Here is a 12,718-nt window from a genome sequence, read left to right as displayed (position 1 = left end):
AGCGGCATGCCCGCCTCCTCAGTAGCGCACGGCGATGGTGCGGGCCTTGGCCAGGTCGTCGTGGTTGTCCACCTCGACCCAGTCGACCTCGCCGATGGGCGCGGCGTGGATGGTCTCGCCGCGCTCGACCATCTCCTGGTAGCCGTCCTCGTAGTAGAGCTGCGGGTCGCGCTCGAAGGTGGCCTTGAGCGCGTCGGCCAGCCGCTCGGCGGCGGCGGGGCGGATCAGGGTGGCGCCGATGTACTCGCCGTACGCCTCGGCCGGGTCCATCAGCTTGGTGATGCGCCGCAGCGAGCCGCCCTCGTCGAGGATCACCTTCATCTCCTCGTCGGCGAGCTTCTTGACGTTGTCGACGGCGAGCAGGATGTCGCTGGTCTCGGGGGCGGCCAGCAGCGTCTTCTCGACCGAGACCGGGTGCACGGTGTCGCCGTTGACCAGCAGCGCGCCCTGCGCGAAGTAATCGCGGGCGCACCACAGGGAGTAGGCGTTGTTCCACTCCTCGGCCTTGTCGTTGTGCACCAGGGTGAGCTTGACGCCGTACTTCTCCTCGAAGGCGGCCTTGCGCTCGTGCACGGCCTGCGCCGCGTAGCCGACGACGATCACGATGTCCCGCAGGCCCACCTCGGCGAGGTTGCGCAGCGAGATGTCCATGATCGTGGTTTCACCGTCGACCGGCACGAGCGCCTTGGGCAGCGTGTCGGTGTAAGGCCGCAGGCGTCGTCCGGCCCCAGCGGCCAGCACCATTCCCAGCAACGTGCACTCCTCAGTCGAGCATGACTACGTGTGGGCCAAAGGTTAGTTGCCTTTGGGCCCTCCGCGGGTAATCCGGAGTCAGTCTTGCGTTCGCGCATCGGTCGCCTCCACCCGTATGGAGGGCACGGCGAGCCAGCGGGTGAGGCTCTCCCAGCCGAACAGGCCCCACAGGTAGAGCGCCAGCAGCGTGTAGCCGGCGGTCAGCGGCCCCATGAGCGCGACCAGGGAGACGACCATCATCCGGCCGTCCCAGCCGAGCCCGGCCGTGGCCAGCCACGAGGGCGGGTGGACCCGCTGCCGCAGGCGGTAGACCAGATCGTAATGATGGAAGGCGAGCGCGCCGAGCAGCACCATGATCAGCAGCGGGTGCAGCCCGTGGGCGAACCCGACGGCGGCCACGAAGGTGTACTCGATGAGGCGCAGGATCGGCGGCACCAGCCAGTCGAAGCGGCCGTCGTGCGGGTGCGTGCTGCCCGGCCCGGCCAGCAGCAGCGTGACGGCGGGCGCGAAGACCGCGAGCCCGTCGGTGCCGGCCACGCCGAGCAGCAGCAGCACGCCGGTGACGAACGTGCCGGCCAGCACCGGCGGCAGCGGCGGGAGCTGACCGGCCACCAGCAGGCCCATCGCGCGCGAGAGCGGCCCGTCGTCGCGCTGCGCGACGACGGCGCTCCTCGGCACCGGCGCCATGTGCACGGGCCTGCCTCCCGGGCGCCCTCTCAGGTCACTCATCGCGCCGACCTCGCCATCCGTCCGAGCAGCTGGTACGTCATCGCCACCCCGCCCCAGGCCAGCAGCGTCACGAACGTCGTACGCGCCCCCCACCCCGCGGCGGTGACGCAGATCAGCGCGGTCCGCTCGCCGATCGGCAGCACGATCATCCGCTTGAGCCAGCGCACGACGGGCATCCGCTCGACCCGCCGGGCGAGCGCGAGCAGCCCCCGGGGCGAGGCGGCGTCGGCCGACTCGCGCAGGGGCCGCGCCGGGCGGGCCCAGGGCGCGCCGGACCCGGCCGCGTCCGCCGTCGCGCCGGCGAAGGAGTGGGTCAGGGCGTGCCGGACGACCTGGAGGATCATCGCGGCCACGGCCAGCCGCCAGATGCCGGGGCCGGGGACGCCGAGGGCCAGCCCGGCGTAGACGAGGTATTCCTTCAGCCGGTCGGCCATGCCGTCCACCCACGCCCCGAGCGGCGAGAACGTACGGGTGTAGCGGGCGAGCTGCCCGTCGAGGCAGTCGAGCCCGAACGACAGGTAGAACAGCACCGCCCCCAGCAGGAGCCCGCCCGGCGTGCCGGCCGAGAACCACACCGCCGCGAGCACCGCCAGCCCGATCGAGATGCCGGTCACCGTGTTGGGGGTGAGCTTGAGCCGGGCGGCCGGTTTGATCAGGTGGCGGGTCCAGGTGGAGACGAGGAACGTGGCGAAGAAGCCGTCGTCGTCCTTGACCGAGGTGTCGAGCCGGACGCGGTCCTCGTCCACGTCGGCCAGCCGCTCGACGGCCACGTCGGCCGCGTGCTGCCCGGTGACCCGGTCGGCGTGCAGCGGCCCGAGCGGGGCGGCGCGGACCTTCACGCCGCTGCGTACGAGCCCGACCAGCAGCAGGTCCACGGTCTCGACGGGGGTGACCGGGCCGAGCTTGCCGGTGTCGGCCAGCTCGGCCAGCTCCTCGGCGACCTCGGCGAGCGTGCCGAGGTCGGGCGCGGCGGTCTGGAGCAGGCCGCGGAAGGTGGCGTTGGCCTCGGGCACGATGTGGAACGAGCTGCCGGCCGCCACGACCGTGCCGCCCTCGACCCGGACCGGCGGCTGGAGCGGGCCCGCGGCCGCGTCGAGCGCGACCAGCGCGCCGGTGCCGGGCGCCGGTTGGTCCAGCAGCAGCGCCAGGGCCTCGGTGTGGGCCACGAGGTCGGCGGGCACCAGGGCGACCGCGCTCACGGCCGTCCTGGCGATCTTCGCGACGCCTCTGAGGTCGGCCGCGAGGCCGCCCCCTGGCGACAGCACCTGCACGTCGCGGACGGGCAGGAGGTCGAGCTGCGTGCCGAGGCGGTCGAGCAGCGTGCCGTCGGAGCAGGAGAGCCTGCTCGCCGGCGTGGTGGCGAGGACGACGGCCGCCGTGGCCGGATGGTCGTGCCTCGGGTGGTCGTGCGCGGTCAGCGAGTCGGGCAAAGCGCAGGTCTCCTACCGGTCGGGCGGAGGTGCGTGGACTTGAGGGGTGCGTAGGCTCAGCGTAGCGACCGGTCAACGCGATATCACGGAACAGGACCGTCGAGCCGGTCAGGTGGCAGGGAACATCTCGTCCGTGGTGATCGTCTCCCTCGTCCCGCAGGTGGCGCAGTCGTCGAGCCTGGGCAGCAGGACGCCGTACCAGCGCAGCACGCTGAGCTCGTCCACGGTGACGCCCATGGGCGGGAGCCCGGCGTGCGCGGCCTCGCGCCGGTTGATCCACTGGAACATGGGGGCGACGAGGTCCTGGCTCAGGCCGCGGAAGGCGGGCGAGGCGTCGCCGAGCAGCTCCACCAGGGCCAGTTTGGCCATGAGCAGCGCGATCGGGACGACGTCGGTGGACAGGCCGGGCTGGGGCAGGACCGCCCGGTCGGTGTAGGAGAACCGGGCGGCGTCGGCCTCGCTGCTGATCTCGGTGTCGCCGGCCTGGCCGGGCAGCGCCTGGACGAAGCACTGGTAGCAGGCGGTCAGGCCCGGGATGACGCGCTGGACGATGCCGCCGTACGCGCGCTGGAAGACCCCGCCGATGATCATCGGGAGCTGGTTCTCCACGCAGAGCCGGTTGATCAGCAGCCGGCTCTCCCGCGTGTCGGTCGCGCAGATCACCAGGTCGGCGTCGAGTTTCCTGATGTGCTCCAGGACCTCGTGCCTGGTGGTCCCGTTCACGTGGAGGGTGCTCGTCACGACCTCGGCCGCGGGATGGTGGCGGTGCACCAGGTCCCGCATGGCGAGCGCCTTGAGCCGGCCGACGTCGTTCATGCCGCACTCGTGGCGGATGACGTTGCCGGGTTCGAGCCGGTCGTGGTCGAGGAGCAGGAAGCGGCCCACGCCCGCCTTGGCGAGCTCGCGGACGATGAAGCTGCCGCCCGACCCGAGCCCGAGCACGGCCACGGCGCGGTCACGGAGCACGTCGGTCTCGAAGATGCCGCGTACGCGGTCGAAGAGGTCGACGGAGGCGGGGATGACGGTGGTGTCCACCTCCTCGCCGGTCACGCGGCGGCACCGTACGCGGTCCGCCTCCACCTCGCACACGAGCACGGCGTCCTCGACCGGCGCCGCAGGGGCCGCCCCGCGCACGACCACGACGTCGGCGCCCTCCGTGCCGTCGATCACGCCCAGGTCGCCGTCGTCGAGCGAGCGCAGCGCCAGCCTCTCCGCCCCCTCGGACAGGGCGGCCGCGTGCACGACGACGTGCCGCGGGGCGCTCATGAGACGAACGCCTTCATGTCCTCGGCGTCGATCTGCGGGACGATGTCGCCGGCCCGTTCGCCCGAGGAACGCACTTCCCACTTCCCGGTCTGCGGGTTGAAGACCATCTGCTTCCCGCGCGGCATGGTGCCCTTGGCGGCCTGTTCCATGAACGCGCGAATGTCATTGTGTCGATCAGATGCCACGGGTCTTTTCCCTTTCAAGCGTCCATCAGGAATCGGGAGATGGGACTGCCGTCCTGCAGATGGCATTCGTACGCGGTCACCCAGAGCATCGCCTTGCGGACGATCTTGACGATGGAGTTGGCGGCCGACCACACCTCCGGCCGGTAGGTGCAGACCTTCACCCATCCCCCGCGGTCGGACGCCCACGTGTGCATTTCATGGCTCGTCCCGTAGGCGACGATGGGGTGCGCGTACCCCATGAGGGGAAGGGGCTCGCTGACATAGGTCGCCGGGCACTCGTCCGGATATCCCGGCGGAAGGTAGATCCGTATCCCATAAGGGTGGCCGGTGTTGCTGTGATAAGTGCCGTAGACGAAGGTCTCCCCCAGCGGATCGAAGAAGTCGAAGCCGCGGAACTGCTGGAGCAGCGCCTGGCGATCGGCCGCCAGGCGATAACGCTGCCATTGATCCCATGCCATTGGTCTCCCCTGACTCTCACTGCCCCTGAAGTTCCTGCAGCCCCCAGAGGAAGACCCCCTGCAGGAGATAGCGCTCCTCCGGCCCGCGGGGGCTCCATTCGACGCTGCGCCGGCCCGCCTGGACGCACGCCGCCCAGACGAAGGGATATCTGCCGTCCCACCCGAGGGTGTAGAGGAAGTTCGCGCGATGGCGGTGCCCGCGGACGACGACCCGGATGAGCGCGTCGCCCATGGGGTGCAGCTCCGCCACGTGCCCGCTCCGGACCAGCAGGGGGTTGAGGTACTCCTCCAGGAAGGCGGCGGGGTCGGGGATAGGCTCCAGCCGGGGGTCGCCGGCCGCGCCGGGCCGCGCGGCGACGTCCGCGGCGGGCGTACGCGGCTCCTCCGGGGCCGGGCGGACCGGCGGGTCCTCCCGTTCGGCCGCGGGCCCGCTCGCCGGCCGTGCCGTGGACGTGCCGAGCTGGTAGCGGCTGCGCGCCGGGGAGTCGGCCTCGCGCAGCAGGTCGGCGCCGATGCCGGCGGGCAGCCTGAGCCTGGCGGCCTCCTTGCGGACCGGGCTCTCCCCGGGGATCGTGACGAACGACGCCTCCGCCCGCTCCGACGTCGCGGCGTCCGGATAGAAGAACGGCGTGAGACGGACGACGGCGTCCCCGGACGGCTCGCGCCGCCAGGGCAGACGCGAGCGCTGCTGCGGGGCGGCGCCGTCCCCGCGGACGAAGTTGGCGAGGATCTCCACGTGGCGGAGCCGCTGGGCCTTGGCCGCGAGCCCCCGCACCCGGTTGAGGTCGCCGGCGCTCGGCTGGAACAGGTCGATCCAGTGGTGGGAGTGCCACATGCCGAGGCTCTGCAGCCCGAACGTCGCCCACATGCCGCTCTCCATGACCCTCGCCACCTCCGGGTCGAGCTCCAGCGCGGTCTCGCCGCGGACGACCTGGCCGGCCGGGCGGGTGGCCAGGAAGACCGTGGCGCTGCCGCCGTGGCTGAACAGGCCGTAGAGGCTGCCGCCGGTCTCGATGTCCTGGTGCTCGAACGTCTCGGCGCAGATGGTCTCCAGCTCGGACTCGTAGATCCTGATGCGGTAGTGGTCGGTCATCGAAGGCTCTCCACGATCTCCAGAAGGGTGCGGTCGGGGGACCACCCGGACGCGTCGAGGTCCAGGCGCTCGCCTTCGGCTCCCGACTGCACGAGCACCAGAGGAGGCTCCGCGGGATAGGCCGCGGTCACGATCAGCGCGACCTGGCACTCCTCCAGCTCGACGATCACGGCCACCTGGCTGTCGGTGAACGCCGCGATCTCGGGCGCGTGTCCCGCGTGGATCAGCTCGCCGAGCTCGGTCTCCATCCGGTAGCCGAACACCTCGCCCGCCGGTGGCTCCTGGACGATCGCGGCGGCGTCCGGCACGGCCCGCAGCACCTCGTCGAGCAGGCCGGCGTCGGGCACCCCGCGGATCCGCCAGTGCTGGTCCAGGCAGGCCAGGACGAACCAGGCGAGCACCGCGGCCACCACCCGGTCCGCCGGCTGCGCGACCGCCGCCAGGTTGACGTACTGCCAGGTCGGCAGGTCGCCGTCGCCGGGAAGGCTGTGCATCGTTCCAAGGGGCGAGTCCCATCCGAACGTGGCCACCCGCATGGCGAATCCCGTGGACCCGTCGGCGGCCGGGAACAGCGCGTTCAGAAAGGCGAAGACGGAGAGGCGGTCGCCGTCCCGTTCGAAATAGAGAATGATCGCGGGACGCCCGGGGAACTCCAGTGCGGCGATCTCCTCAGCGCCCACCGATCCCGTGATCGTCCGTGGCACGCCGTTGTCGGACACGAAAGAGCCGGTGCGGAGTTTCGCGAACCGCGGGAAAGCCGTGACGCCGCGCAGAGCCTCGTGAACGAGCCCCGGAATGCGGTTCCCGGCCAGCCTTCCGCCGGGGGCGACCGGTGAGATCAGGACCGACGGGAGCGAATGCGACGTCGTACGGTGCAGCCTGCCGACCACGCCGAGCGGATAGTGCGCGTTCTGCAGCCGATAACGCTCAAGAAAGAGACCGCGTTCGTGCTGCTCGCGGGAATGCGCCTCAAGGGTCGCCGCCAGCCGCTGCTCGGCCACCCGGTCCAGAGAAGCCCGCTCCGCGGCCGCCCGCCGGGCGCCGGCCCTGTCGATGATCAATTCTGGGATTTTCCCGGCGAGCCCGCCCAGAACGGAAGAAATGATCGCCACGAGCCATTCCATCATTCCCCCACCCGCCGCCGGACGGAGGCCCCCCTGCCTCACGGTGACGCCATATGTATCACAGCAATCACGCTAAGTCAGCTGATTAATCGGAGAATATGGAACGGTGCAAATTCCGGACATCCGGAATGGCGGGCGGACCGCCGGCCCGTCCCGGCCCCTGCCGGACCTGCCCTACGCTCGCGTTATGGATTCGCGGTCGGTTGGCGTGCTCCTGGCGGGCGGCGTGGGGCAGCGGGTGGGCCTGGCCCTGCCCAAGCAGCTCGTCGAGGTGGCGGGCAGGACGATTCTCGAGCACTCGCTGGCGGTCTTCGAGTCCGCGCCGGACATCGACGAGATCGTGGTGCTGATGACGCCCGGCTACACCGACCGGGTGGCGGAGATCGTGGAGCGCGGCGGCTACCGCAAGGTCTCCCAGATCGTGGAGGGCGGCGCGAGCCGCCCTGAGAGCACGTGGCGGGCGTTGCGGGCGCTCGGCACCGAGGAGTGCGACGTGCTGCTGCACGACGCCGTACGGCCGCTCCTGGAGCCCCGGATCATCTCCGAGTGCGTCCGGGCCCTTCGCACCCACAAAGCCGTCAACGTGGCGATCCCGAGCTCCGACACGGTCTTCGTGGCCGCGCCGGCGGGGGACGGCGAGGTCGTCGGCGAGATGCTGGACCGCGCGGTGCTGCGGCGCAGCCAGACGCCGCAGTGCTTCAAGCTGTCGGTGATCAGGGAGGCGTACGAGCGGGCGTTCGCCGATCCGGAGTTCGCCGACCGCCCGGCGACCGACGACTGCGGCGTGGTGCTGCGCTACCTGCCGGAGGTGCCGATCCACCTGGTGGCGGGCAGCGAGCGCAACATCAAGGTCACCCATCCCGCCGACCTGCGGATCGCCGAGCTGCTGTTCAAACTGGCCGCAGAGGCGTAGCAGCGGCATAAGGGCCCAATCCGCCGCTATCAGGGCACACGACAGACGGGTACGTGGACGGCGCTTGACCCTGACCTTGTTACCGTGCGATCACATGAGGAGACTCATCGTGATCGCGGCGCTGCTGGCCTCCTACCCCGTCCTGCTCGCGGCGGCGCTCTGGCCGGCTCCGCTGGTGTTCGGGGCGGCGGCCCTCGTGTCCTACGCCGCCGAGTACGCCGCGCCGCGCCTGGCCCGCCGCCCGCTGGAGCTGCTCGGCCAGGCGCACCTGGGCGTCACGGTGCGTTTCGCGGCCCGCGAGACGGCGGCGCTGCTGCTGGTGGCGCGAGCGGCCGGGCCCGATTCGGCGTGGTTCGTGGCGCTGGCGGTCTCGATGTTCGGCGTCCACGGAATGCGGGCCCTGCACACGGGGCTGGCGCTGCGGCTCAGGCAGACGCTCGCCCGGATGCCGGTCACCACCCGCAACCTCGACGTGTCGGCGCTGCGCATCCCCAAGCTGCCGCCCGGCTGGCTGGGCGACCCGCGCGGCCTGCGCTTCCTCTACCTGGACGCGCTGCCGGTGCTCGGGGCCGTCTGGGGCGCGGTCACGGCCTGCTGCGGCGCGGCCCTGGCGCTCGCCCTCGGCGCGGCCGGCGCGCTCGCGCTCCTCCCCTACGTGCGCCGCACCCGCCCGCTCACCGACCGGGTCCGCGTGCTGGAGGTCGTCGGGGCGCAGGTGGCCGCCTACCGCCCCGAGGTCATCCTGTACTTCTCCGGCGCGACGGCCGCCGCCTACCAGGCCCGCATGTGGCTGCCCGTGCTGGAGCGCATCGACCGGCGGGCCATCGTGGTGCTGCGCGAGCGCGGCATGGCGAGGCACCTGGAGCCGTCGTCGCTGCCGATGGTGTGCATCCCGTCGTCGGCCGACCTGATGAGCTTCCGCGCGCTGTCCAGCGCCAAGCTCTGCCTGTACGTCTCGAACGTCGGCCGCAACGTCCACATGCTGCGCATCCCGACGCTGCGCAGCGCCTTCCTCAACCACGGCGACAGCGACAAGGAGGCGTCGTTCAACCCGTTCTCCCGGGTCTACGACGAGGTGTGGGTGGCCGGTCCCGCCGGGCGCGACCGCTACAGGAAGGCCAAGGTCGGCGTCCGGGACGAGTGCGTCCACGAGGTCGGCCGGCCCCAGTTGCAGGGCATCTCGACGGAGGGGCCCGGCCTGCCGTACCGGACCGTGCTGTACGCGCCCACCTGGGAGGGCTGGAACGACGACCTGTTCCACACGTCGCTGATGACGATGGGCCCGCGCATCGTGCGGGCGCTGCTGGAGCACGATCCGCCGCTGCGGGTGATCTACAAGCCGCACCCGCTGACCGGGCACCGGGACAAAGCGGCCCTGCGGGCGCACCGGAGGATCGCCGCCATGATCGAGAAGGCGGAGCTGGCCAAGTCGAAGGCCCGGCACCCCTCGCGGGCCGAGGCGCCAGCCACGTACGTCAGGCACCTCGTCGTCACCGGCCCCGAGCCGCACCTGTACGCCTGCTTCAACCAGTGCGACCTGCTGATCAGCGACATCTCCAGCGTGGTCGCCGACTTCCTGGCCAGCGAGAAGCCGTACGCGGTGACGAATGTCGCGGGGCTGCCCGAGCACGCCTTCCACGAGCGCTATCCGAGCACCGAGGCGGGCGTGCTGCTGGGCGAGGACCTGGCCGGCCTCGCGGAGTTCCTGGACGGGGAGGACACCCTGGCCCGGGCGCGGGTGAAGCTGAGGAGCTATCTGCTCGGGCCGGAGTATCCGGACGCGCTGACCCGCTTCAACGCGGCGGTGGAGCGGGTCTTCGCGGAGTCATGACGATCGGGGCGGCCTGGCCAGCTTGCGCGGGCTGGTGAGGAAGCCCCAGCCCCAGGAGCAGTGCATGGCGGCGTACACCAGCGGGAGCCGCACCCGGGCGGCCATCGGCAGGTGGCTGCCGGTCACGGCCGAGCCGGCGACGATCGCGAGGGCGTAGCCGCCGGGGATGACGAGCCCCAGCGGGAAGAACGGCGAGACGACCAGCCCGAGGATCATCGCCAGCACTGCGGCGGGCGGGGCGAGGTAGCGCAGGTTGATCGTGCCCTCGTGGGTGCGCGCGACCACCCGCCGCCAGCGGCCGTAGTGGAAGTACTGCTTGGCGAGGGCCTTGACGTTGGGCCGCGGCCGGTAGGAGACCCGCATGCGCGGCTGGAACCACACCAGGCCGCCGCTCTGGCGGATGCGGTGGTTCATCTCCCAGTCCTGGGCGCGCTGGAAGTGCTCGTCGTAGCCGCCCACCCGGTCGAGCGCCGAGCGGCGGAAGACGCCGAGGTAGACGGTGTCGGCGGGGCCCGCGGTGCCTCCGACGTGGAAGGCCGCGGCCCCCACGCCGATCTTGGAGGTCATCGCGCAGGCCACGGCCTGCTCGAACGGGCTGATCCCCTCCGCGGCCATGACGCCGCCGACGTTGTCGGCGCCGGTCTCGGCCAGGGTCTCGACCGCGATGCGCAGGTAGTCGGGGGGCAGCATGGCGTGCCCGTCGACCCTGGCGACGATGCCGCTGCGGGAGGCGGCGATCGCGGCGTTGAGCGCGTTGGGGGTGCGGCCGGTGGGGTTGGGCACCACGGTGACCCGGCGGTCGGACGCCGCGATGGCGTCGGCGACCTCCTGGGTGCGGTCCTGGGACGGGCCCACCGCGAGCACGACCTCGATGTCACCGGGGTAGTGCTGCGCGAGGACCATGTCGACGGCCTCACGAAGGTGCCGCTCCTCGTTGAGGACCGGCATGATGACGGAGATGGGGGGCCAGGCGCGCGTCTGCGCGGGCGCGTGCGGCGAGTCGGGGAACTGCTTCATGGCGGGGCTCACGCTACTGTACCGGCGAGGGAGTCGGGCAATCGAAAGCCCGATCCCGGGGTGACTTGGGGGGGACGGGCATGCGCGACCCGGGCGAGGAGGAGGACGCCGGAGTGCTCGTGGGCGGCGACGCCTACGGGGGCGTCAGGCTCACGCCCAACCGTGCGCGCCGGCCGTTCAGACGCAGCGCGAAGGCGCGGCGGCGCAACGTGCTGATCGCCGGGTTCCTGTCCACCTGCGTGCTGGTCACGACCGGCGTCGTGTGGGCGACCCCGCGGCAGATCGGCACCGTGGACGCGGGCGTCGGCGAGTCGGTGGCGCGCGGCGGCGCCGAGAACATCCTGCTCGTCGGCGTGGACAAGCGCGACGACCTCACCCGGCAGCAGCAGAACCGCCTCAAGCTGGGCCGCGAGGTGGGCCAGCGCACCGACACGATGATGGTGATCCACCTGTCGGAGGACCACCGCCAGGTCACGGTGGTGAGCCTGCCGCGCGACACCTGGACGACGATCCCCGGCAAGGGCGAGCACAAGATCAACTCGGCTTACCAGTTCGGCGGGCCGAAGCTGGCCAAGGAGACCGTCGAGGCGACCACCGGGCTGCGGATCAACCGCTACATCGAGGTCAACATCCTCGGCTTCATCGACGTGGTCGACTCGCTCGGCGGCGTCACCGTCTGCACGCCCGTGCCGATCGCCGACCAGAAGATCGCGCTCAACCTGGCCGCCGGCACCCACCAGCTCGACGGCGTGCAGGCCCTGCTGTACGCCCGGACCCGCGCCACGGCCCGCTCCGACCTCGACCGCATCGACCGCCAGCAGCAGGTCATCTCGGCCCTGCTCAACAGGGCGCTGAGCGCCGAGACGCTGAGCAACCCGGCCAAGCTGGCCTCGTTCGTCAACTCCACGCTGGGCACGGTCAAGGTGGACCCGGACGACGGCCTGGTCGACCTCGCCGTGCAGATGCGCGACGTCTCGCTGCAGAACGTGCGCTTCGTGGACGTGCCGCTGGCGGACGTGAACTACCGCGCCCCCACGGGCGAGTCGGCGGTGCTGTGGGACAAGCCGGCCGCCAAGGACCTGTTCGCCAAGATCGACAGCGACCAGGACGTCACCAAGCCCACGCCGACGGCCGCCGCCACGCCCTCGGCCAAGCCCTCCGCGGTCGCGCCGGGCAGCGTCACGCTCAAGGTCAAGAACGGCACGCTCATCACCGGGCTCGGGGCGCGGACGAAGGAGGGGCTGGTCGCGTACGGCTTCAAGGTGCCCGACGAGCCCGGCAACACCGACAAGAAGGACTACAAGCGGACCCTGATCCGCTATCCCGAGGGGCAGGAGGCCGCCGCCCGCGTGGTCGCCGCGGCCGTTCCCGGCGCGGAGCTGAAGAAGGCGGACGTGAAGGGCATCGAGGTGATCGTCGGCAGCGACCAGCCGAAAATCGCGAAAAAGACCTCGTCCGACGCCACTCCGAAACCCGCTGTTACACCAACCACCAAAACGGCAATGCAGAACATATGTAAGCAATAGGCATATCTTTTCGCGTGTCGGGCAGGTGCTGGTCATGGTGGTCAGATACTGGCGGGAGGACCCCTGCACCGTCCTGCACGTCGTCGGCGATCTCGACGTGGCCGCCGCTCCCCGGCTGCAGGCCGAGCTGGAGCAGGCCATAGCCGAGGCCGACCCCCCTAACCTCGTGCTCGATCTCAGCGAGGTGCCGTTCTGCGACTCGGTCGGCCTGGGCGTCCTGGTCGCCACGCTCAACCACATCCAGCACATGCGCGGGCGCCTCATCCTGGTGCTGGCCCCGGGCATGATCAAGCATCTGCTGACGATCACGAACCTCGACCGGCACTTCGAGACCACGGACTCGATGACCGCGGCCCGTACGGTGCTCGGAACGGCGGCCTGACCCTCTTCCTC

At 71.3% G+C, this 12,718-nt stretch carries 13 protein-coding genes; 4 read left to right on the top strand and 9 right to left on the bottom strand.

Annotated elements, in window-relative coordinates; translation table 11 throughout:
• Positions 1-18 precede the first annotated feature (18 nt).
• The 8 genes from AC27IY_RS42860 to AC27IY_RS42825 all read right to left on the bottom strand — a co-directional run bounded on the left by AC27IY_RS42860 (position 19) and on the right by AC27IY_RS42825 (position 6,975).
• The gene (locus AC27IY_RS42860) at positions 19-753 is read right to left on the bottom strand and encodes a phosphocholine cytidylyltransferase family protein (RefSeq protein ID WP_344210287.1); all 735 of its coding nucleotides are present in this window, start codon (positions 751-753) and stop codon (positions 19-21) included.
• Between the two features lie 78 nt (positions 754-831).
• Complete coding sequence (locus AC27IY_RS42855; RefSeq protein WP_487181527.1) at positions 832-1,482, bottom strand: DUF5941 domain-containing protein; 651 nt, start codon at positions 1,480-1,482, stop codon at positions 832-834.
• Positions 1,479-2,912, bottom strand: a complete 1,434-nt coding sequence (locus tag AC27IY_RS42850; protein WP_487181526.1) for a CDP-alcohol phosphatidyltransferase family protein — start codon at positions 2,910-2,912, stop codon at positions 1,479-1,481. Before AC27IY_RS42850 ends, AC27IY_RS42855 begins: the two co-directional genes overlap by 4 nt.
• 108 nt (positions 2,913-3,020) lie before the next feature.
• Positions 3,021-4,178 (bottom strand): ThiF family adenylyltransferase, encoded by a 1,158-nt coding sequence (locus AC27IY_RS42845; RefSeq protein ID WP_487181525.1) that lies wholly within the window; start codon positions 4,176-4,178, stop codon positions 3,021-3,023.
• Positions 4,175-4,327 carry a hypothetical protein gene (locus AC27IY_RS42840; RefSeq protein ID WP_423443482.1) on the bottom strand — a complete coding sequence of 51 codons (153 nt, stop codon included), beginning with the start codon at positions 4,325-4,327 and terminating at the stop codon, positions 4,175-4,177. Before AC27IY_RS42840 ends, AC27IY_RS42845 begins: the two co-directional genes overlap by 4 nt.
• A gap of 50 nt (positions 4,328-4,377) precedes the next feature.
• On the bottom strand, positions 4,378-4,821 hold the full coding sequence (locus AC27IY_RS42835) for a hypothetical protein (protein ID WP_423443480.1): 444 nt from the start codon (positions 4,819-4,821) through the stop codon (positions 4,378-4,380).
• Positions 4,822-4,837: 16 nt separating this feature from the next.
• Positions 4,838-5,914 carry a hypothetical protein gene (locus AC27IY_RS42830; protein ID WP_423443478.1) on the bottom strand — a complete coding sequence of 359 codons (1,077 nt, stop codon included), beginning with the start codon at positions 5,912-5,914 and terminating at the stop codon, positions 4,838-4,840.
• Positions 5,911-6,975 (bottom strand): hypothetical protein, encoded by a 1,065-nt coding sequence (locus AC27IY_RS42825; protein WP_449947965.1) that lies wholly within the window; start codon positions 6,973-6,975, stop codon positions 5,911-5,913. Before AC27IY_RS42825 ends, AC27IY_RS42830 begins: the two co-directional genes overlap by 4 nt.
• A 250-nt stretch (positions 6,976-7,225) precedes the next feature.
• Here AC27IY_RS42825 and AC27IY_RS42820 point away from each other — a divergent pair, with 250 nt between their 5' ends.
• On the top strand, positions 7,226-7,951 hold the full coding sequence (locus AC27IY_RS42820; protein WP_423443474.1) for an IspD/TarI family cytidylyltransferase: 726 nt from the start codon (positions 7,226-7,228) through the stop codon (positions 7,949-7,951).
• Positions 7,952-8,045: 94 nt separating this feature from the next.
• Positions 8,046-9,782, top strand: coding sequence for a CDP-glycerol glycerophosphotransferase family protein (locus AC27IY_RS42815; protein ID WP_487181524.1), 1,737 nt, complete (start codon positions 8,046-8,048; stop codon positions 9,780-9,782).
• Here the strand turns inward: AC27IY_RS42815 and AC27IY_RS42810 are convergent.
• Positions 9,777-10,799, bottom strand: a complete 1,023-nt coding sequence (locus tag AC27IY_RS42810) for a glycosyltransferase family 2 protein (RefSeq protein WP_364450168.1) — start codon at positions 10,797-10,799, stop codon at positions 9,777-9,779. The two genes, AC27IY_RS42815 and AC27IY_RS42810, sit on opposite strands and share 6 nt — an antisense overlap.
• A gap of 80 nt (positions 10,800-10,879) precedes the next feature.
• Between AC27IY_RS42810 and AC27IY_RS42805 the strand changes: the two genes are divergently transcribed.
• Together AC27IY_RS42805 and AC27IY_RS42800 are read left to right on the top strand one after the other, a co-directional pair.
• Positions 10,880-12,325: an LCP family protein gene (locus tag AC27IY_RS42805; protein ID WP_487181523.1), complete on the top strand. Its 1,446-nt coding sequence runs from the start codon at positions 10,880-10,882 to the stop codon at positions 12,323-12,325.
• Between the two features lie 34 nt (positions 12,326-12,359).
• A complete protein-coding gene (locus AC27IY_RS42800; RefSeq protein ID WP_487181522.1) occupies positions 12,360-12,707 on the top strand; it encodes an STAS domain-containing protein in 348 nt (115 codons plus the stop codon).
• The last annotated feature ends 11 nt before the right edge of the window (positions 12,708-12,718 follow it).

The organism is Nonomuraea sp. B208 (assembly GCF_057536035.1).
This window is presented reverse-complemented; position numbering and strand designations above follow the sequence as displayed.

Excerpts from the sequence above, each read along its gene's own strand:
- AC27IY_RS42810 (WP_364450168.1), bottom strand. The coding sequence starts at position 10,799 with ATGAAGCAGTTCCCCGACTCGCCGCACGCGCCCGCGCAGACGCGCGCC.
- AC27IY_RS42845 (WP_487181525.1), bottom strand. The coding sequence starts at position 4,178 with ATGAGCGCCCCGCGGCACGTCGTCGTGCACGCGGCCGCCCTGTCCGAG.
- AC27IY_RS42805 (WP_487181523.1), top strand. The coding sequence starts at position 10,880 with ATGCGCGACCCGGGCGAGGAGGAGGACGCCGGAGTGCTCGTGGGCGGC.
- AC27IY_RS42830 (WP_423443478.1), bottom strand. The coding sequence starts at position 5,914 with ATGACCGACCACTACCGCATCAGGATCTACGAGTCCGAGCTGGAGACC.
- AC27IY_RS42800 (WP_487181522.1), top strand. The coding sequence starts at position 12,360 with ATGGTGGTCAGATACTGGCGGGAGGACCCCTGCACCGTCCTGCACGTC.
- AC27IY_RS42855 (WP_487181527.1), bottom strand. The coding sequence starts at position 1,482 with ATGAGTGACCTGAGAGGGCGCCCGGGAGGCAGGCCCGTGCACATGGCG.
- AC27IY_RS42815 (WP_487181524.1), top strand. The coding sequence starts at position 8,046 with ATGAGGAGACTCATCGTGATCGCGGCGCTGCTGGCCTCCTACCCCGTC.
- AC27IY_RS42820 (WP_423443474.1), top strand. The coding sequence starts at position 7,226 with ATGGATTCGCGGTCGGTTGGCGTGCTCCTGGCGGGCGGCGTGGGGCAG.
- AC27IY_RS42835 (WP_423443480.1), bottom strand. The coding sequence starts at position 4,821 with ATGGCATGGGATCAATGGCAGCGTTATCGCCTGGCGGCCGATCGCCAG.
- AC27IY_RS42840 (WP_423443482.1), bottom strand. The coding sequence starts at position 4,327 with ATGGAACAGGCCGCCAAGGGCACCATGCCGCGCGGGAAGCAGATGGTC.